The 18,000-nt window shown below is 35.5% G+C and carries 14 protein-coding genes and 3 tRNA genes; 7 read left to right on the top strand and 10 right to left on the bottom strand.

Annotated elements, in window-relative coordinates; all coding sequences use genetic code 11:
* Positions 1-98 precede the first annotated feature (98 nt).
* Positions 99-180 (top strand) — tRNA-Leu (locus B0A80_RS06495).
* 674 nt (positions 181-854) lie between these two features.
* Here B0A80_RS06495 and B0A80_RS06490 read toward each other — a convergent pair.
* On the bottom strand, positions 855-1,088 hold the full coding sequence (locus B0A80_RS06490; protein WP_089076781.1) for a hypothetical protein: 234 nt from the start codon (positions 1,086-1,088) through the stop codon (positions 855-857).
* 86 nt (positions 1,089-1,174) lie between these two features.
* On the opposite strand from B0A80_RS06490, the gene B0A80_RS06485 reads away from it, so the two are divergent.
* Both B0A80_RS06485 and B0A80_RS06480 read left to right on the top strand, forming a co-directional pair.
* A complete protein-coding gene (locus B0A80_RS06485; RefSeq protein WP_089076780.1) occupies positions 1,175-1,405 on the top strand; it encodes a helix-turn-helix domain-containing protein in 231 nt (76 codons plus the stop codon).
* A 21-nt stretch (positions 1,406-1,426) separates the two neighbouring features.
* A complete protein-coding gene (locus tag B0A80_RS06480) occupies positions 1,427-1,843 on the top strand; it encodes a hypothetical protein (protein WP_089076779.1) in 417 nt (138 codons plus the stop codon).
* A 294-nt stretch (positions 1,844-2,137) separates the two neighbouring features.
* On the opposite strand, the gene B0A80_RS06475 is transcribed toward B0A80_RS06480, so the two are convergent.
* The 9 genes from B0A80_RS06475 to trxA form a co-directional block, all read right to left on the bottom strand.
* Positions 2,138-3,721 carry an MFS transporter gene (locus tag B0A80_RS06475; protein ID WP_089076778.1) on the bottom strand — a complete coding sequence of 528 codons (1,584 nt, stop codon included), beginning with the start codon at positions 3,719-3,721 and terminating at the stop codon, positions 2,138-2,140.
* Position 3,722: 1 nt separating this feature from the next.
* Entirely contained in the window at positions 3,723-4,772 is a 1,050-nt protein-coding gene (locus B0A80_RS06470; RefSeq protein WP_089076777.1) for an HlyD family secretion protein, read from the bottom strand.
* A 63-nt stretch (positions 4,773-4,835) separates the two neighbouring features.
* Positions 4,836-6,185, bottom strand: coding sequence for a TolC family protein (locus B0A80_RS06465; RefSeq protein WP_089076776.1), 1,350 nt, complete (start codon positions 6,183-6,185; stop codon positions 4,836-4,838).
* Positions 6,186-6,552: 367 nt separating this feature from the next.
* A complete protein-coding gene (locus tag B0A80_RS06460) occupies positions 6,553-7,374 on the bottom strand; it encodes a helix-turn-helix transcriptional regulator (protein ID WP_017494712.1) in 822 nt (273 codons plus the stop codon).
* 242 nt (positions 7,375-7,616) lie between these two features.
* Positions 7,617-7,690, bottom strand: a tRNA-Asp gene (locus B0A80_RS06455).
* Between the two features lie 590 nt (positions 7,691-8,280).
* A tRNA-Asp gene (locus B0A80_RS06445) sits at positions 8,281-8,354 on the bottom strand.
* An 86-nt stretch (positions 8,355-8,440) separates the two neighbouring features.
* Positions 8,441-9,367: a DUF58 domain-containing protein gene (locus B0A80_RS06440; RefSeq protein WP_070906033.1), complete on the bottom strand. Its 927-nt coding sequence runs from the start codon at positions 9,365-9,367 to the stop codon at positions 8,441-8,443.
* Positions 9,364-11,937, bottom strand: coding sequence for a M1 family aminopeptidase (locus tag B0A80_RS06435; protein WP_089076774.1), 2,574 nt, complete (start codon positions 11,935-11,937; stop codon positions 9,364-9,366). Before B0A80_RS06435 ends, B0A80_RS06440 begins: the two co-directional genes overlap by 4 nt.
* A 292-nt stretch (positions 11,938-12,229) precedes the next feature.
* Complete coding sequence (gene trxA, locus B0A80_RS06430; RefSeq protein WP_012023423.1) at positions 12,230-12,547, bottom strand: thioredoxin; 318 nt, start codon at positions 12,545-12,547, stop codon at positions 12,230-12,232.
* A gap of 243 nt (positions 12,548-12,790) precedes the next feature.
* Between trxA and B0A80_RS06425 the strand changes: the two genes are divergently transcribed.
* The 4 genes from B0A80_RS06425 to B0A80_RS06410 all read left to right on the top strand — a co-directional run bounded on the left by B0A80_RS06425 (position 12,791) and on the right by B0A80_RS06410 (position 17,971).
* Positions 12,791-15,253: an AsmA family protein gene (locus tag B0A80_RS06425; RefSeq protein WP_089076773.1), complete on the top strand. Its 2,463-nt coding sequence runs from the start codon at positions 12,791-12,793 to the stop codon at positions 15,251-15,253.
* A 155-nt stretch (positions 15,254-15,408) separates the two neighbouring features.
* Positions 15,409-15,630 (top strand): helix-turn-helix domain-containing protein, encoded by a 222-nt coding sequence (locus B0A80_RS06420; RefSeq protein ID WP_089076772.1) that lies wholly within the window; start codon positions 15,409-15,411, stop codon positions 15,628-15,630.
* Positions 15,627-16,892 carry a DNA cytosine methyltransferase gene (locus B0A80_RS06415; RefSeq protein ID WP_089076771.1) on the top strand — a complete coding sequence of 422 codons (1,266 nt, stop codon included), beginning with the start codon at positions 15,627-15,629 and terminating at the stop codon, positions 16,890-16,892. Before B0A80_RS06420 ends, B0A80_RS06415 begins: the two co-directional genes overlap by 4 nt.
* Positions 16,889-17,971 (top strand): HpaII family restriction endonuclease, encoded by a 1,083-nt coding sequence (locus B0A80_RS06410; RefSeq protein WP_089076770.1) that lies wholly within the window; start codon positions 16,889-16,891, stop codon positions 17,969-17,971. The genes B0A80_RS06415 and B0A80_RS06410 overlap by 4 nt, the downstream gene beginning before the upstream one ends.
* Positions 17,972-18,000 lie beyond the last annotated feature (29 nt).

Raw genomic sequence — 18,000 nt, 5'->3', positions numbered from 1 at the left:
CAAAAGTACAAAAAAGAGAATTAATATTTTTTTCGAAATTTTTCATTTTTTTTCTTTGAATATTCGAAAGTATGTCTATCTTTGCACCCACAATAGCCGCGGATATGGTGAAATTGGTAGACATGCCAGACTTAGGATCTGGTGCCGCAAGGCGTGTAGGTTCGAGTCCTATTATCCGCACCGAAAAAAAGCTTCTGAGAAATCAGAAGCTTTTTTGTTTTAGTAAATATCTTCCTTCTAAAAGCGATCAGGTGCAAAAATACCTATCAATAACAAAGTAATTTCTATCCGAAAACTTTACGACTTTACTTTATCAAAATAAATATCAAGCTTCCTATTTTAATACACAAACCGATGTAAAACACGCAAACACATCATTATCTTTGTTTTAACATTTTTTAATTAGAAAAAAACTTACTTTTACATGTGTTTATTAACCTTGACTTTAAGCCTTTTTTTATGAATAAAAATCCAAACCGAATAAGATTATTCCTGAGAATAATCGGCACATTATCAATAATGATCTTTTTTGTTTCAAAAGCACTTGAAATTGACAACAAATTCACTAACTGCCTATTGATTTTAAGCGTACTATGCTTTTCAATAATTATAGCATACGCCTTAATAAAGTATTTAAAAAACAATTACTTTGTTAAATAAATCAAATCATAATACTCTCTATGTCATTCTAAATTTACGCCCCAAATTAATCTCAATGACAAAGAATCTTGGAGCAGGAAAGAATTCTTAAATACTCTCAAAAATGCGAAAGTCTCTACATTATGAGATTTTCGCATTTTTTTTTAGTTTATCTCTTCATAAAAAATGAAGACACCTAAAGCATCACTTTCTTTTCACTCCGCATCCAAATAAGGATCTAAAATCTCTGCCAATTTATTCAGCCAATAAAAATTATCATCAATATAAGGTAATTCAGATTCTATGGTTTCGCACCCTCGCATTGAAGAGACCGACAGCGCGTAATTTACCTGTCGTAACATTCTCGCCATATCTTTAGGTTCGATAAAATCCTTAAAAAAATCTCTTAATCTAGTTTCAACATCATTCGAAATACTTTCTGTAGCCATAATCTTATTTTTTATTTGAGGCAAATATAATAATTTGTAGGCGAATTAGCCTACGTGAACAAAATAAATCTTTTCACTTTTGGAATATGAATATTTCAGAAGAAACTTTTCTCGTTAATCTTGGTATTCACGTCAGACAATTACGTGAAAAGAAAGGCTTATCCCAACAAGGTTTAGCTGACGACTGTAATATTAACAAATCTCAAATAGCAAGATTAGAAATAGCTAAAGTAAATACCGGCATAAAAACCCTTATAAAAATCGCCAATGCTTTAGATATTGAACCTAAAGAATTACTTGATTTTCCTATTAAGTAAATACAAAAATCATTTATAAAAATGCCATTATCAAAACAAAGAAAAACAGAAATCCTAATTTTTATTTTTTTGATATTAATTGGCTCCTCTTTTTATCTAAACTTTAAAAACATACACATCAAGTTCTATAATAAAACCGGAGAAAACATTGATTCATTGGTTATAGGTAAAAATTTAATCGGAAATCTTAAAAACAACAATTCTACAAAACATATTGATTTTAAAGAATTTGCCTTTGATGGTAACATACCGTATGAACAAATCAGCGGAAGAATAAATAATAAAAACATAAATCAACTTTATTGGAGTTGGTGCGGCACCAACCATAATAAAAAATCTGAAGGCTCTTATATTTTTGATATAAAAAAAGGGCTAGACGAAAAAGGCAATCCTTGTTTATACCTAACAAATCATAATGAAAAAATGTTTTGGGAATAAAACAATAACACACACAAAAGCCCGTGTAATCAGTACGGGCTTTCATCATCATCAATCGAAAAAAAGTCAGGATCATCACTCCCTGACTATGAGGTTATTTTAAAGACATTCTCAACCAATCCAAATCTTCTTTTCACACACTTACAATTCGACAAAGATTGACGACATTTGGAACGGAGTTTCTTGTGCGATTCCTCCTTCGTCGGAATGACAAGATTGCGTAGAAACTTTGCGCAAAAAAACTCACTTCTTACATCTCAGAATTTACATCTCACAACTCAGAACTCAAAACCCTTAGCCTATCCAGATTTTACTTTTCACCAAAGTCATGGTTTGTCTCAAATGCTGATTGCAGGCAATGAGGAAGATCAAAACCAAAAGACTATAACCCATAATGGTATAAATCTCCATATCAGCCAGTAAAGTAGCTTGTTTGGTAACGGTTCCGAAGATCTTTTTCATGGCTAAAACATTGGCATTGTCTGCCGAATATCCTTTGGCGATAAAACTTTGTGTTGTTGCGGCAATCGTTTGCTGCGCTTGAGGGTTATCACCTGTTACAAACTGACTGAGTTTTAAAAAGTGTTTTTTGTTTAAAAATACGGTCGCATTCTGCATCACGCAAAAGCCAATGGTACTTCCCCAAAAACGTCCCGAAACCCCCACAATTCCAGATGAAGCCGCCATTTTTGAAGGAACCGAAGAAGTCGTAAACAATATTAACGGAACAAATAAAAATCCCACTCCAATGCCTTGTAAAACATACGGAATGATAATATCCGACAACGCCACATCGGGCACAAAAAGAAACGTAAACCAAAAATGAAACAACGCAATAAGCGAAAAGCCAATTATAAAAATGATTTTAGTCGAAACGGACCTCATCAGAAAAAAAGCCGCTAAAACAAGTCCGATTACATTTCCTAATCCGTTAATGTATTGCACGCCCGCCACACGCGACGGATCCCAATTCCAAATTGAATACATCGCCGAATGGCACAGACTCAGCGTTGCCCTGCTGATGTAAAAAAGAAAAAACAGCAAAAATCCGATGCGCAGATTGGCATATTTAAAGACTTCAAAATTAAAAGTGGGTCTTTTTACCAAAAGCTCCTTAAAGACAAACAACCCTCCAGAAATCAGTGCCATGATAAGCGTTAGCACCATTTGAGAAGAATCGAACCAATATTTTTTCTCGGCATAGACAAAAAAGTAAGCACCGCAAAGAATTGCAGTTAAAACCAAAAAATAACTCATCCAGTCGATTTGATACAACGGGATTTTCTTTGTGATTCGGTGCCCACGAAAAGTAACTAAGATTAAAAAAACATTCAAAACCTGCAATCCGCCCGAGACATACAGCATGTATTTCCAGTCGTAATGATCCAGAAACCAAACGGCAATATTCATTATAAAAGGTGTCGACAACAACAACGCTCCATAATAAAACGAAAAACCTATGATGATGGCACTTTTAGAATTGAACTGTTCAATCAACAATTGCCTGATGGTAATAACGGGAAGCGCCATCAGGATTCCTTCGGCAATTCTCATAATTAAAAAAAGCGAAAAATTGGTAATATAGGCCGAAGAAACAATCGTAATTCCAATCAAGGAATACACCGCCATGAGGTAATTTTTAGCAGGGAAAAAGCTCGAAAACCTCGCTTCGATTAAAATGGTCGCGAGCAGCGTCCCGTAAGTAACACACATGGCGAACTGCAGGTCTTCGGGTTCAATATCGAGAAAACTTGCCGCATAGGTCACATTTGACGTATAAACCCCCAATAAAATCATAGAATGCAGAAGACAGACAAACAAAATAATAATGATTGCCCACTTTGGAACCCAGGATTTAAAAATACTTTTATCTTCCATTTTAGTGTGCTGCAATCACAGTAATATTCATTCCCGCTCTTAAAAAATCGATTTGTTTGTCGTTATCCTTTAACTGAATTCGAACCGGAATTCTTTGTTCGATTTTCACGAAGTTTCCGGTTGCATTATCCGGAGGAAGCAATGAAAATCTTGCTCCACTCGCAGGCGATAATGACGCAATTGTTCCTATAAATGTTTTATCACTTACCGCATCGGCTTTGATTTCGACATTCTGCCCAACGGTTAAATACTGCAATTGCGTTTCTTTAAAATTGGCCGTAATCCATTTTTCCTTACTTACAATCGAAAGCAGGGACTGGCCTTCTTTTACCAATTGTCCTGGCTGCAAAGTTCGTTTCCCGATCCAGCCATCGTAAGGTGCTGTAATTATGGTATACGAAAGAAATAAAGCCGCATTATCTGCCGTGGCTTGTCTTGAAGCGATATTGGTTTGTGTGGTTGGCACATTTGCCTCAGCCACCGAAGTACTTAAAGCCGAAGTATGGATTCTGTTTTTCATCTCCTGAAAATGCGCTTGTGCCGACTCGTAATCTGCCTTCACTTTTTCTAATTGCTGAGAAGTTGCCGCTTCTTCACTTACCAAAGCTTTGTACCTTTCGTACTCTAATTTGGTTTTCCAAAGATTCGATTTTGCAACCTCTAATTGCGCTTCATTAATAGCTGTCGCACTTGCCGTGTTAACCGCATTTTTCTCGGCAACCAGGCTGTTTTGCTTTGCGTTCTGAACATCGGCAAGAGCCACATTCAATTTCGATTGATATTCTCTGTTATCAATAACAACCAAAGTATCTCCCTTGTGCACAAACTGATTTTCATTAAAACGAACTTCCTGCACATAACCCGTAATTCTCGACATAATTGGCGTTACATATTGCTCGACCTGAGCGTCATTAGTTTCCTCGTGATTCCTGTTGAAAACATAAAACCAAATTCCCAAAATAATACCGCTTACCACCAATACACTTGCGATAATTGTTATTAACACATGAAACGTTCTGTTTCTTCTAGTCTCATTTTTAATCTTAACCATATTTTTGTCTATTCTCTATATTCTATTTTCTATTTTCCAACATCTAACATTTAACATCTAACCCTACGGAAGCATTCCCGCCGTACGCAAGAGTTCGTAATGTTTTAAAATCGCATCCAGTCGTGTGGCAACTTTATTGTATTTTGCCTGAAGCAAAGCATTATCAGCATCGACCATTTCGGTTATTAAAACCAGTTGGTTCATATATTTCAACTTTACAATACGGTAATTTTCATCGGCCAAATCCAAAGCTTTATCCACTACAACAAACTTTTCAAGAATCTCCTGATACTGTGTATGCTCTTTAAAAAGTTTGTCCTGAATTTCGTCTTTCAGAATCTCAGATTGCATTTCCTGCCATTTGATTTTGGTATTTGCCTGATCCATTTTGGTCTTGTTTTTATACAGAGACGAAAGATCGAAAGCGGCTTCAACCCCTACTTGCCCCAGTGTGTACAAATATGGATTGGGCGGAAAGAATTTGTAGTTCGGATAATAAAAACCATAATTCCCAAAAAAATGAACCGTTGGCAGATAATTCCCTTTAACCAGCTTCAACTCTGTTTTGCTAATATTCAGCTCCTGACTGGCAATTCGCATCTCCTCATTATTCAAAGCCTTATTCAGATAAAAATCATACGGATCTAAACCGTTCATTTCATCCAAACTGGCCGCCGTATCGATGGCTATTTCTTCGTTTTCCGGAAGTTGAATTAGAGTTTTCAGATCGTGAAGCGCAATTTTTATGTTTTTGGAATTTGTAAGCGCATTTAATTCACGATCCGAAAGCTGTAATTCGGCCCTGATAACTTCATTTTTAGTCACTGCCCCATGTTTTCGAAGTGATTGTACTTCTCTCAATCGGCTTTTCTCTTCTTTGATGTTTTCTTCAAAAATCTTTTGCAGCTCCATCATCTTGTAAATCGCCAGATAGTTTGCCACCACTTCGAGTTCGACATCATTTTCGACCTTTTCTGTTTTTATCTTGGCAATTTCACTCTCCTGATTGGCAATTTTGATGGCGTTATTTATTTTATTTCCGGCGTAGATTGGCATTTTAAAACTCGAATTCACCTCATAGAGTTCCGGAATCGCCTTTGTAACTTCTTTTCCGTTTAAAAACCCGTTTCCTTTGAATTCGGTAATATTGGTAATTCTGGAATACATTCCACTTAGTTGCACATCAGGCAATCGGAGTTCTTTTCTTTCTTTGATATTTTGCTCTGAGAGCGTAACCTCAAGTTGAGATCTGAGGATTTTTTTGTTGTTTTCTTTGGCCAGCTTCAAAGCTTCTTTCAGTGAAACCGAATGAACTTCCTGCGCTTTTATGCCGTTAAATGCTAATACAAGTAAAAATAAGAGCAGGATTTTAGGAAAACAATCGTTCGTAGAATTTGTTGTTTTAAGGAACATGAATACATAAATAATTTAAGCTGCAAAGTTCCTTCATTTTTCTCATTGACTGATAATTCTAAAAAGTCAAAAACATATTCATTTCGGACAAATGTTAAAATCGGATTTTTCGAAAACGTTATATTAAAATACTGAAAAACAATTTATTACAAAACAGATTTGGATTGTGATTTTTCACGCAGATTTTAAAGGATTTAAGCTGATGAAGCTGATTTTTATTTTTCCCTCTTGCAGATTCCGCAGATTGAGCAGATTATTAAAGAGTTAAAAAAAATCTGCGGAATCTGCGAGAGAAAAATTTTTAGCGTGAAATAACGAAATCTGCCAAATCAGCCTAAATCTGTCAAATCAGCGTGAAACAAAATTTTTACTTTTGCTCCAAAATCTCCTCACCGTTTAAGTAATCGGAAGGTCTTTGTCCTAAAATCTTAAAAAAAGTATTACTGAAAGTTGGGACACTATTATATCCAACTTCTTCGGCGACCTCTTTCACCGAAAGCTTTCTTTCTAATAATAATTCGATTGCCTTTAAAATTCTTCGAATAGTATAATATTGAATGAAGGACATTCCAAGATCTTTTTGAAACAAGCGATACAAAGAGCGTTCGCTATATCCGAATTCATGCGCTACATCAGCAAATAAAATCGTTTCTCCCAGATTATTCTCGATATGACGTAAAATCTTTCCAAGTCGTTTGTCTTTTGGCTGCGGTAATCCCAAAGGCAAATTCGTAGTACATATTTGAGGCAGAATCGCTTTTATAGCTTTGGCGATGGTAAAGTTTGGAGTTCCTTTCTCAAGATCGCCATTCCATCGATTCGTAAAAAGCATCATTTGAAGCAGCAAATTATTGACTGGATAAATTCCCTCGTTCTTGTAAAACTCATTTTCGTCTTTTTCAACCGGAAAATACAGGTTTCGCATCGTAACATTTTCCGACTTTGGTTCAATGCTGTGCTCCACCCCGCTCGGAATCCAGATAAAATGACGTGCCGGCAAAAAATAGGTTTTGGTTTCGGTCGTTACAAAAACAACATCTCCTTCGGCATACAACAACTGTGCTTTGTCGTGTTTATGTGTAGGCACAAACAACTCCCCCATCAAATCGTGGTGACAGTAAATGCTTTTTTTATCGGCATCTACTTTTTTGATGTAATACTTATCTAATTTCTGACCTGAATATTCCATTGGAGTTTAACGCAATGTTTTCGTAACTTTAAATATAAGAAAATTAAATTCCAATTGTTTGAAATATCAAATTCCAAAGCTGAACCATTAAGACTTAACCGCAAAGTCCTCAAAGAAAAAAACGCAAAGTTCGCAAAGCTAAATTAAAACTTTGCGAACCTTGCGTAAATCTTAGCACTCTTTGCGATTAAATACAAAAAACAAAAAAGCCTTTCCGTTAAGAAAGGCTTCTTCCAATATTGCGGTCTGGACGGGACTCGAACCCGCGACCCCATGCGTGACAGGCATGTATTCTAACCAACTGAACTACCAAACCGTGCGTTATTGCGAGTGCAAAAATACAACAGAATTTCGTTTCTGCAAGCATTTTTTACGAATAAATTTCAATTAATTTTTAATCAATTAAATTCCAATATTTTAAAATTTGACCATAAAACCAAAAAAGAAGAATTTACTTTCTTTTCAACCTCAAAGACTACGGACCTCAAAGCACAAAGTCTACAAAACCTATAAAAAACTTTATGAACTTTCCGTAAATCTTAGCGCATCTTACGGTTAAACCAAACAAATAAAAACCAAAAAAATCCACAAAGCTCATAAAAAACTTTGTGGACTCAGCGTAAATCTTAGCGTATCTTACGGTTAAACCAAACAAGTAAAAACAAAAAAGTCCACAAAGCTTATAAAAAACTTTGCGGACTTTGCGTAAACCTTAGCGAACCTTGCGGTTAAAATCAGAATAGCCTTAAATCAAAAAAGCCATCCACAAAAGTGGAAAGCTTTTCATTGGTCTAACTACTAAACCAGCTACGAGTTACAAAGTCGTAGCAAAACAACACAACTAATCTTAGATACCGTATTTGGGCAAAAAAGCCTTTCCGTTAAGAAAGGCTTTTCCCAATATTGCGGTCTGGACGGGACTCGAACCCGCGACCCCATGCGTGACAGGCATGTATTCTAACCAACTGAACTACCAAACCTCTGCGTTATTGCGGTTGCAAAGATAGTACAGAATTTCGTTTCTGCAAGTGTTTTTGTAAAAAAAATTAAATAAATTTTAAATTATTTAGCCAAAGTTTTGTTTTTCAACTAAATATGTCGTCAATATTTTTTCAAAATTGTCGCCTACATTTACCGGAACGTACTTAATATGGTTCTTTGCACAAGTTAAAGCCAGATTTTTAAAATAGCCTTCTACCCTTTTTTCATATTCCGCTTTTACATTATCCGCAAAAATCGATACTTCTTCACCTGATTCCAGGTCAATAAATTTGCGCGGCGTGTTATCAAAGTCAAATTTCAATTCGGTTTGATCGTCAACTACGTGAAACAGTACTACTTTATGTTTGTTGTGTTTCAGATGCTGTAAGGCGTTAAAAAGCTTCTCATCCTCTTCGGCCTGAAACATATCTGTAAAAAGAATAATCATCGAACGACGATGCATTTTCTCTGCAATCTGATGCAAATACGTAATTGTATCTGTACTTTTTTTGCTTTTTGGCTGTTCCAGTAACTGTTCTAATTTATTGAGCAGCATTCTGTGATGGCGATCACTTCCTTTCTCGGGAGCATAATATTCATAACTGTCCGAGAACACGCTCAAACCAACAGCATCACGTTGTTTTTTAAGGATATTCATCAATACAGCAGACGCCAGAACAGAAAACCCAATTTTCTTTTCGTAAAAGGGCTGATTTGATTTTAGTTCAGGATAATGCATAGACGATGAATTATCGACAATAATATGACACCTCAAATTGGTCTCCTCCTCAAAACGTTTGGTATACAAACGATCTGTTTTGGCAAACAGCTTCCAGTCGATGTGTTTGGTACTTTCTCCGGCATTATACACTTTATGCTCCGCAAATTCGGCCGAAAACCCATGAAACGGACTTTTATGCATCCCCGAAATGAACCCTTCTACCACCTGATTCGCCAGCATTTCGAGATGTTGAAAACTAGAGACTTTTTCTATTTCCGATTCAATTTTCATTCGGTTTCTTTTTTAATATTTTGTGCGCGGTACAAACCGTCGGTTGCCTGCATTAATTTTCTTTTCAGAATGGGACTAAAATTAGGATTCTCTTTTAAAAATCGCTGTACCTCATCAAAAGCATATTTCGACGAATATTTCCCAATGGTATTGTTCAGCCAGTCTTTTGGGAAAAAGATATCTCCCGTTCTCTGAATTTCATCAACCAAATCTAGTGAAAATCTAATATACCTCTGAGCACTTTCCTGACGTAATGGATGATTTATATTCGCTAAACCAACAGAAACCCATGCTTCTTTTTCTCTGTTGGCATCGTCTTTTAAAGATTGTACAAAAGCATCACGTACCCCTTCGTCTTTGGATAATGAAGGAAGCAGAAATTCAAATCGTTTTTGCTTGTCGGGATTACTAATCGAAGTTTTGGTCTTATTCAGAATCTCATCTGCTTTTTCATGCTTAAAAATTGCCAGATTCATGGCCATGTTCGTATAATCGTCTTCGTTTAATTTCAAACCTGAAATTACCGTTTCTTTACTCCAAATCGCATATAGTTTTACCTTTCCTGAATCTGAATAAGCAATCGAACTGAACAAATTAAACAATGTTTTCTTGATATTGCTAGGCAAATTGGTCTTCAAACGATCGAAAACTACTTCTTCAAGCTGTTTTTGTGCTCTATTTTGCTGTTTTTGCGTGAGATATTTCCAAAAAACAGCACTGGTTTGATTCGTAATTATTTTCAGCACCAATTCGTTTTGCTCCTGCTGAATTCCTTTCACAAAACAATCGAAAGCTTTTGCCGGAGCCACATTTCCCGTTAAGGTATTTTCATAAATATTAATGTAAGTCGAAGCTCTTGCCACCTCATCCTTTAGACTTAAAACAGAATCTAAATTACTCCCGTCAAGCGGAAAAACACCATACCCAAAACCATTATAATTGTAAATAACAGCTATTGGTTTTTCGAGTCCAATTGCTTCTTTCAGTGACAGACTTTTGTCTTTTATAGTAGCACTGATCACTTTTACGCTGTTAGGATAAATCAAACCAATATCAAAAATCTGAGGCCATACGTTAGCCGAACGATCTTCTGCCTGCTGTGTAATTTCAAAGCTCGAAATTCGGTTTTGAGCATCGTAGGCAATCTTATCCGTAAAAATGGCTCTCCCTGATTTATTTACCCAGACTTCGCTCCATTTTTTCATATCCAAAGGTGTTTCGGCATCCAGAATTTCTACCAGATTGTTCCAGTCAGCATTGTCGTTAGCGTACTTTTTAATATACTTTTCGATCCCTTTCTGAAAAGCTGTTTTGCCCATCGAAGCTTCTAACTGACGCATCATAATAGGTGCTTTATTGTAAATAATGGCTCCGTAAAGTGATCCTGCATTTTTAAGATTGGCAAGATTTTGTTTGATTGGATGCGTACCCAACGAACGATCCTCGCCATACGCATTAGGATAGTGTGCCGTTAAAAACTGTAAATTATGGTTGACTTTAGGAAAAATCGGATTCATGATTTTGTCGGCCATGAAATTGGCAAAAACCTCTTTCATCCAGACATCGTCAAACCATTTCATGGTAACCAAATCTCCAAACCACATGTGTGAAGTTTCATGCGCAATTAATTTGGCACGATCGAGTTTCTCACTGTCTGTAGCACTATTATCCAGAAACAAAGTTGATTCTTTATATTGTATCGCTCCAACATGCTCCATTCCGCCATACTGAAAAACGGGAATCGAAGCAAAATCTAACTTCTGAAACGGAAATTTATAATGCGTATATTTTTCTAAAAAATCTAAGGATTGCTGATTCAGTTTAAAGATAGTATCAGTGCTGCTTTTTAGTTTTTCTGCATTGTTTTCGCGGTACAACATGGTCATTTCTAAACCTGGTTTCTCCGTGATGCTTTTAAACTTTCCTGCTACAAAAGAGAACAAATAAGTACTCATTTTATCGGATTCTCCAAAGGTGTAACTTGTAAAATCATCTTTTTCAAACTTCTCCTCTACATATGCCCCTGCCAGAACCGACCAGTCTTTTGGAACCGTTAGCTTCAATTTATAAGTTGCTTTAATATCCGGCTGATCCAAACACGGAAATAAAGTGCTGGCACGATCGGGAACCAGTAAAGTATACAAGAAATCATCGTTTCGGTTTAAAGACAAGTCACCTGCAATAAAAGAAATTGCAATCGTATTTTTTCCTTTTACCAAACCCTCTGCAGGAATTATAATATGCCCTTTTTGATGCACAATTGGGATATTTTTCCCGTTTGCTGTAACTGATTTAATATTTTGAGTCTTCTCTTTAAAATCGAGATACAAAGGCTCGCTACCGTCAGCAAGAACAAGATCCAGCACCAATTCGGCATTAATGGATTGCGCTTTTTTCTCCGGAATTTCAAAAGACAAGCCATAAGTGAGTTTAGAAATCTGCTTTTTTCGAAAATGTGCTAACTGCTCTGAAACACCGTCCTCTAAAATTAATTTTTCTTTTTGTTTCGACTGGGAAAAACCAATTGTAGTAAACACAAAAAAGCAGAGTAAGCTATAGGAAATTTTCATTTTTAAAGGAATATAAGATTCGTTAAAAATAAAAAAAGTTTGCCACTAATCTCACGAATTAGCATGAATTAAAATTCTTTTGCCACAGATTACACAGATTAAAATGATTTTCCAATCTGTGAGAATCATTCTAATCTGTGGCAACCTTTTATAAACACTATTAAAATAAATAATTCGTACTAATTCGTGAAATCACTTCGCCAGTTTGCTATCGCTCAGGTCGTGACAAAAAAACAAATAAAAAAGGTCCGACTTTCGCCGAACCTTCTTTATATAAATTATAATCTTTCGATTACAACAAAGCGTCTAAACTATCTGCGTAGGTTTGTTTAGGAGCAACTCCTACTTGTTTTCCTACTACTTCACCGTTATGAAAAACCAAAACAGTTGGTATATTACGAACACCGTATTTTGCAGCAAATTCCTGGTTAGCATCTACATCTACTTTACCTACTACAACTTTACCTGCGTATTCGTCGCTTAATTGGTCAATGATTGGACCAACCATTCTACAAGGACCGCACCATGCTGCCCAAAAATCTACCATTACCGGTTTATCTGACTTCAAAACTACTTCATCAAAAGTAGCATCTGTAATTGCTAATGCCATAATTTTTTGTCTTTTAAAATTATTGTCTGAATTGTTTCGTTTCAAACTAGACCACAAATTTAAAAATTAAATACAAATGAAACACCATAACCAAATTAGTTTTCATTATAAATGTATTGTCATTAATTATATTCATTCAAAAAACAAAAATTATAAGTTTTAACCTACTCAAGTCTGAATTGTATCTTTTAAAAAAACCTCCATATTTTACCTTATCTTTAAGGATTCAGAAAATTCTTCCCGATGAAAGCCGCTTTACTCCACATCAAAAACTTTTTTCAATCGCTTCATTTAAAAAAATATGCCAGACGTTTTTGCTTTTTCATATTAGGAATCATTGCTTTACTCCTTCTTGCTTGTGGCGGATTGTCTATTTATTTTAATCGGAATAAAGCCGAAATCATTACCAAGATCAACACTAAAATCAATGAAAACATCAACGGGAAATTTCATATTGAAGATTTTCATTATAAGTTTCTGACTGGTTTTCCCAACTTTACCCTGGCTTTAAAAGAAGTTGAAGTCAAAGACAATCAATGGGCCACGCACCAACACACTTTACTGAAAGCACAGGAAATAGAAGTACGCCTGAACGTTTGGAGTTTAATTCAAAACGAAATCAATATTCACAAAATCCTCATCAACGAAGCGGCTATCTATGTGTATAAAGCACCTAACGGTTATTCGAATGCCAATATTTTTAAGCCGAAAAAGAAAAAAGCACCGGAAGACCAATCAGATACCGAAACTACAATTGACCAGATTGAACTAAACGGAGTTCACTTTACTTTAAACAATTTGCTTGGGCATAAATTGTTTGATTTTGATGTCGATCGCTTACAATCGAAAGTAGAGCATGACGGCGACAACTGGCAAACCGATGTTTATCTAAACACCCAAATTAAAAGTCTTGCCTTTAATACGGTACACGGAAGTTTTGCAAAACAAAAAGAACTCAAAGGTACTTTTGCAGTAGCTTACTCCGCTCCAAAAGAAAGAATTGACGTGGTAACTAAGGACCTAAAAATTGGAACAGACGCTTTTGATATCATCGCTTTTTTTAATCTGGCTAAAGGAAATGCACTTTTCGGAATCAATATCAGCACAGCTATTTTGTGGCAAAATGCGTCGAATTTATTATCGGCAAACATCAGTTCTAAGCTTAACCGATTTAATCTGAAAAAAGAAATTGAGGTAAATTGCGACATCAAAGGCGACTTTAATGCCGAAGGTGATCCCAGAATTGTTGTTCAGGCGATTGCCAAAAACAACGAACTTTCTATACCAGACGGATTGATTAAAGACTGCCATTTTAAAGGCATTTTTACCAATAATTTTAAACCAGCGGCCGGTTATAACGATGCCAATTCGGCTATTATTTTAACGAAATTTACGGGGGAATACGAAAACATTCCGCTTACCATTCCGCAATTGTCGATCAATAATCTCGAGAAACCGCTGGCCACCGGAAATCTAAGTTCTGATTTCGACATTGAAAGACTCAACCAAATAAGCAACGACAAGTGGATTCAGTTTACAAGCGGTCATGCCAAAGCCAACCTGGCGTTTCAGTTTGACATTGTTGACCTGTACATTACCAAACCGCGTTTTATTGGTAAAGTAGATGTTGACAACGCCTCGTTTCATTATATTCCGAAGAATGTTCGTGCCGTAAAAACCAACATTCATCTTGACTTTACCGAGAAAGCTCTACTGATCAAACAAATTGCTTACAAACACAATAAGAATACGATTTTCATCGAAGGGGAAATTGACAATTTCCTGAACCTCTATTATAATGCTCCCGAAAAAATGATTGTCAACTGGAAAATCTATTGCCCGAATATCGATCTCAAACAATTTCTGGGCGTTCTGGCCAGTTCACAAAAAGTAAAAGGCCCGGCCAAGACTGCCAAAAGCCCCACGATTTCGAATCATCTGAGAAGTGTAATCGACAAATGCTCGGTGGTGATCGATATCAAAGCCGACAAAATCAATTACAACAAACTCGTTGCCACCAATACCACCGCCCGAATTCAGATGCTGGACTCGAAACTGGTCATCAAAAACGGTTCGCTGCAAACGTCCGGAGGCACTATTACTTTTGACAGTGAAGTGGTGCCCAACGGAAAAAACTATGCTTTCAGTTCGAATGCTCAAGTAAACAAGGTCGAAATTGCAAGCTTTCTGAAATCGTTTAACAACTTCGGGATTCAGTCATTTAGTCCCAACAACATCAAAGGAAAACTAACGAGTAAAGCCAGCGTAAACGGTTTTATCAATAGCCGTGGCGAATTGATTAGCAACTCGATGCGCGGAAAACTGGGGTTTAAAGTCAATCAGGGCGCTTTGGTTAACTTTGAGCCTATTGTGAAAATCGGCAAGTTTGCCTTTCCGTTTCGCGATGTCGAGAACATCACCTTTAGCGATTTGTCCGGTCAGCTCAATATGCGCGGAGAGCAGATCGACATTAACAATCTCACTATAAGTTCTAACGTGTTAAACATCGATGTCAACGGAATCTACTCTTTTGGCCAAGGCACCAATCTCGCCCTCACCATCCCCCTCCGAAACTCCAAAAACGACGCCAAACTCGCCACCCAAGCCGAACGCGACGCCGTCCGCGAACGTGGGATCGTCCTTCATCTACTTGCCGTTGACGATAACGGAAAAATGAAAATTAAATGGGGGAAGAGGGAGAAGTAATCTGTAAACCTTTATACAATTATAAAACGTCAATCAGGAAACGATTGGCGTTTTTTTATGGATAGAATTTAGTTAATATCAAGTTGAAAACTTTAAACGCTACGAGGCCAATTGTCCTCGGGTCAATTGTATGCACAAAACTATTTTTATACACTATGAATATCAAAGAAAAATTCGGACTTAAAGTCAAAGAACTCCGAGAACAAAAAGGCCACTCAATCGAGTATTTAGCCAATATTTCCAACGTTGACCGCAACTATATTTCAGACATCGAAAAAGGTCAACGCAATGTTTCCATAGAAATAATAGAAAAAATAATTACTGCTCTCGATACTGATTTTGGAGCTTTTTTTAATGATAATAATTTTAAGAAATGAAAATGAAAGAGCAAATTTCAATTGAAGAATTTGATGGGAAAAAATTCAAAATTAGAACTGTAGAAGAGAACGATAATAAAAAAGCCGTTGTAACACATTATCTGCATAATTATCATAATGGAGTAAAAAAACATTACGAAAAAGAAGCCGTAAAATATCTAAACGAAATTGTTGAATATAAAAATGAAGAAGAAAATCTAAATATGGTTTCTGATTCTGCATTACAACAATTACTGTTTGAAGTTGAGAATGTCCCTTTTCCGACTCCGGAAAATTATACTTTTCAATTTATCGATCTTTTTGCAGGAATCGGAGGATTTAGATTAGCTCTACAAAATTTAGGCGGAAAATGCGTCTTTACATCAGAATGGGATCTCAATGCAAAAAAGACTTACAGAGCAAATTTTGGAGAAATTCCATTTGGGGACATAACAAAAGAAAAAACTAAAAATTATATCCCTGAAAATTTCGATATTCTATGCGCAGGTTTTCCTTGTCAAGCATTCTCAATCGCTGGAAAAAGAGGTGGTTTTGAAGATACAAGAGGAACATTATTTTTTGATGTTGCTAAAATCATCAAAGACAAAAAACCAAAAGCAATTTTCTTAGAGAATGTAAAGGGCCTAAAAAGTCACGATAAAGGAAAAACTTTAGAAACAATTCTAAATGTTCTTAGAAATGATTTAGGATATTATGTTCCTGAACCCGAAATTATGAACGCAAAAGAATTTGGAGTTCCTCAAAACAGAGAGCGTATTTACATTGTTGGATTTAGAAAAAACTTAAATATTGATTCATTTCAGTACCCTGAACCTTTTGAAGAAAAAGTAACATTCAAAAGTGTAAAAGAGAAAAAAGTTGTTCCTACAAAATATTATTTATCAACTCAATATTTACAAACTCTAAAAGACCATAAAGAAAGACACGCCAATAAAGGAAACGGATTTGGATATTCAATTATTAAAGATGATGAAATTTCAAATTCAATCTTAGTTGGAGGAATGGGTCGTGAAAGAAATCTAGTGGTTGACAACAGAATAAAAGATTTTACTCCAACGACACATATAAAAGGAGAAGTAAATCGTGAAGGAATTAGAAAAATGACGCCTCGCGAATGGGCTAGATTACAAGGCTTTCCTGATAATTTCATAATTCCTGTTGCGGATGCTTCAGCTTACAAACAATTTGGAAATTCTGTTGCCGTCCCTGCCATTCAAGCTACAGCAGAAAAAATTATTGATTTGATAAAGGATAAATTATGATTAAAGGAAATCGTGGAGAATGGAGTGAACCATACGTCTTACTAAAATTATTAGTGGATGGAGAACTATACTTAGGAGATGAAAATTTCAACAAAATAAAAGGTGTATTTTACCCAATTATACAGGTTATACGTCATGAAAAAAATCGAAATGTAAATTTTAACATTGATGGAAATATTATAGTTATTTCTGATGGTCTTTTATTATTCAACATTCCCATTATTGATTTTATTAATAATACAAAGCTCTGTTTTGATAAAATAAAATCCTCTAAAAAAGGAAAAGGTTCATTCGAAATACCTCAGATAGAAAACTTTTTATCATCATTCTCAATAACTAGCCTTAAGGCAAAATCTAAATTGAAGAATGATATTACCATACAAATACAAGATTCAAAATCTTTAATCACACCGACCTTAGGCTTTAGTGTAAAATCTCAATTAGGGGGGCCTTCAACTCTTGTAAACGGGAGCGGAGCAACTAACTTTACATATTTGGTAGAAAATAAAATTCTTTCAGACAAGGAGATAGTAGAAATAAATAATAAAAAAGAATTTTCAGAAAAGATGAAACTTCTTACAAATTATGGAGCTACGCTTTCTTTTGAAAAAGTTGACAACCGTATATTTGCTTCAAATCTGCAAACAATAGATTATCATTTTGATAAAATTTTATCTGAGGTTCTATTACATTTTTATACTAATAGTATTGCTAAAGAAAATACAGTAGCTAAATTTATCGAAAAAGTTACTTTTACTAATTCGATTGGGTATGACTTAACCATAAATCCAAGCATGTATGAGATGATAATGAAAAAATTCTTAACTGATTATGCCTTAGGAATGAGAGCCGCGGAAGTTTGGAAAAGAAATTATCAAGCAACTGGCGGTTATTTAATCGTAAAAGATGACGGAGAACTAATCTGTTACCATTTTTATTTCGCCAAAAATTTTGAAGACTATTTATACAACAATACAAAACTCGATACTGCTTCATCACGAAATAATTTTGGACAGATATATGAGGAAGGAGGCCAGCAAAAAATAAAACTAAATTTACAAATACGATTTATTAAATAATTCTTATTCATAAAAAATACATAGTTACT

The sequence above is a fragment of the Flavobacterium tructae genome (assembly GCF_002217475.1).
Classification (GTDB): Bacteria; Bacteroidota; Bacteroidia; order Flavobacteriales; family Flavobacteriaceae; genus Flavobacterium; species Flavobacterium tructae.
This window is presented reverse-complemented; position numbering and strand designations above follow the sequence as displayed.

Coding starts and splice junctions, on each gene's coding strand:
- B0A80_RS06490 (WP_089076781.1), bottom strand. CDS start 1,088: ATGGCTACAGAAAGTATTTCGAATGATGTTGAAACTAGATTAAGAGAT.
- B0A80_RS06485 (WP_089076780.1), top strand. CDS start 1,175: ATGAATATTTCAGAAGAAACTTTTCTCGTTAATCTTGGTATTCACGTC.
- B0A80_RS06480 (WP_089076779.1), top strand. CDS start 1,427: ATGCCATTATCAAAACAAAGAAAAACAGAAATCCTAATTTTTATTTTT.
- B0A80_RS06475 (WP_089076778.1), bottom strand. CDS start 3,721: ATGGAAGATAAAAGTATTTTTAAATCCTGGGTTCCAAAGTGGGCAATC.
- B0A80_RS06470 (WP_089076777.1), bottom strand. CDS start 4,772: ATGGTTAAGATTAAAAATGAGACTAGAAGAAACAGAACGTTTCATGTG.
- B0A80_RS06465 (WP_089076776.1), bottom strand. CDS start 6,185: ATGTTCCTTAAAACAACAAATTCTACGAACGATTGTTTTCCTAAAATC.
- B0A80_RS06460 (WP_017494712.1), bottom strand. CDS start 7,374: ATGGAATATTCAGGTCAGAAATTAGATAAGTATTACATCAAAAAAGTA.
- B0A80_RS06440 (WP_070906033.1), bottom strand. CDS start 9,367: ATGAAAATTGAATCGGAAATAGAAAAAGTCTCTAGTTTTCAACATCTC.
- B0A80_RS06435 (WP_089076774.1), bottom strand. CDS start 11,937: ATGAAAATTTCCTATAGCTTACTCTGCTTTTTTGTGTTTACTACAATT.
- trxA (WP_012023423.1), bottom strand. CDS start 12,547: ATGGCATTAGCAATTACAGATGCTACTTTTGATGAAGTAGTTTTGAAG.
- B0A80_RS06425 (WP_089076773.1), top strand. CDS start 12,791: ATGAAAGCCGCTTTACTCCACATCAAAAACTTTTTTCAATCGCTTCAT.
- B0A80_RS06420 (WP_089076772.1), top strand. CDS start 15,409: ATGAATATCAAAGAAAAATTCGGACTTAAAGTCAAAGAACTCCGAGAA.
- B0A80_RS06415 (WP_089076771.1), top strand. CDS start 15,627: ATGAAAATGAAAGAGCAAATTTCAATTGAAGAATTTGATGGGAAAAAA.
- B0A80_RS06410 (WP_089076770.1), top strand. CDS start 16,889: ATGATTAAAGGAAATCGTGGAGAATGGAGTGAACCATACGTCTTACTA.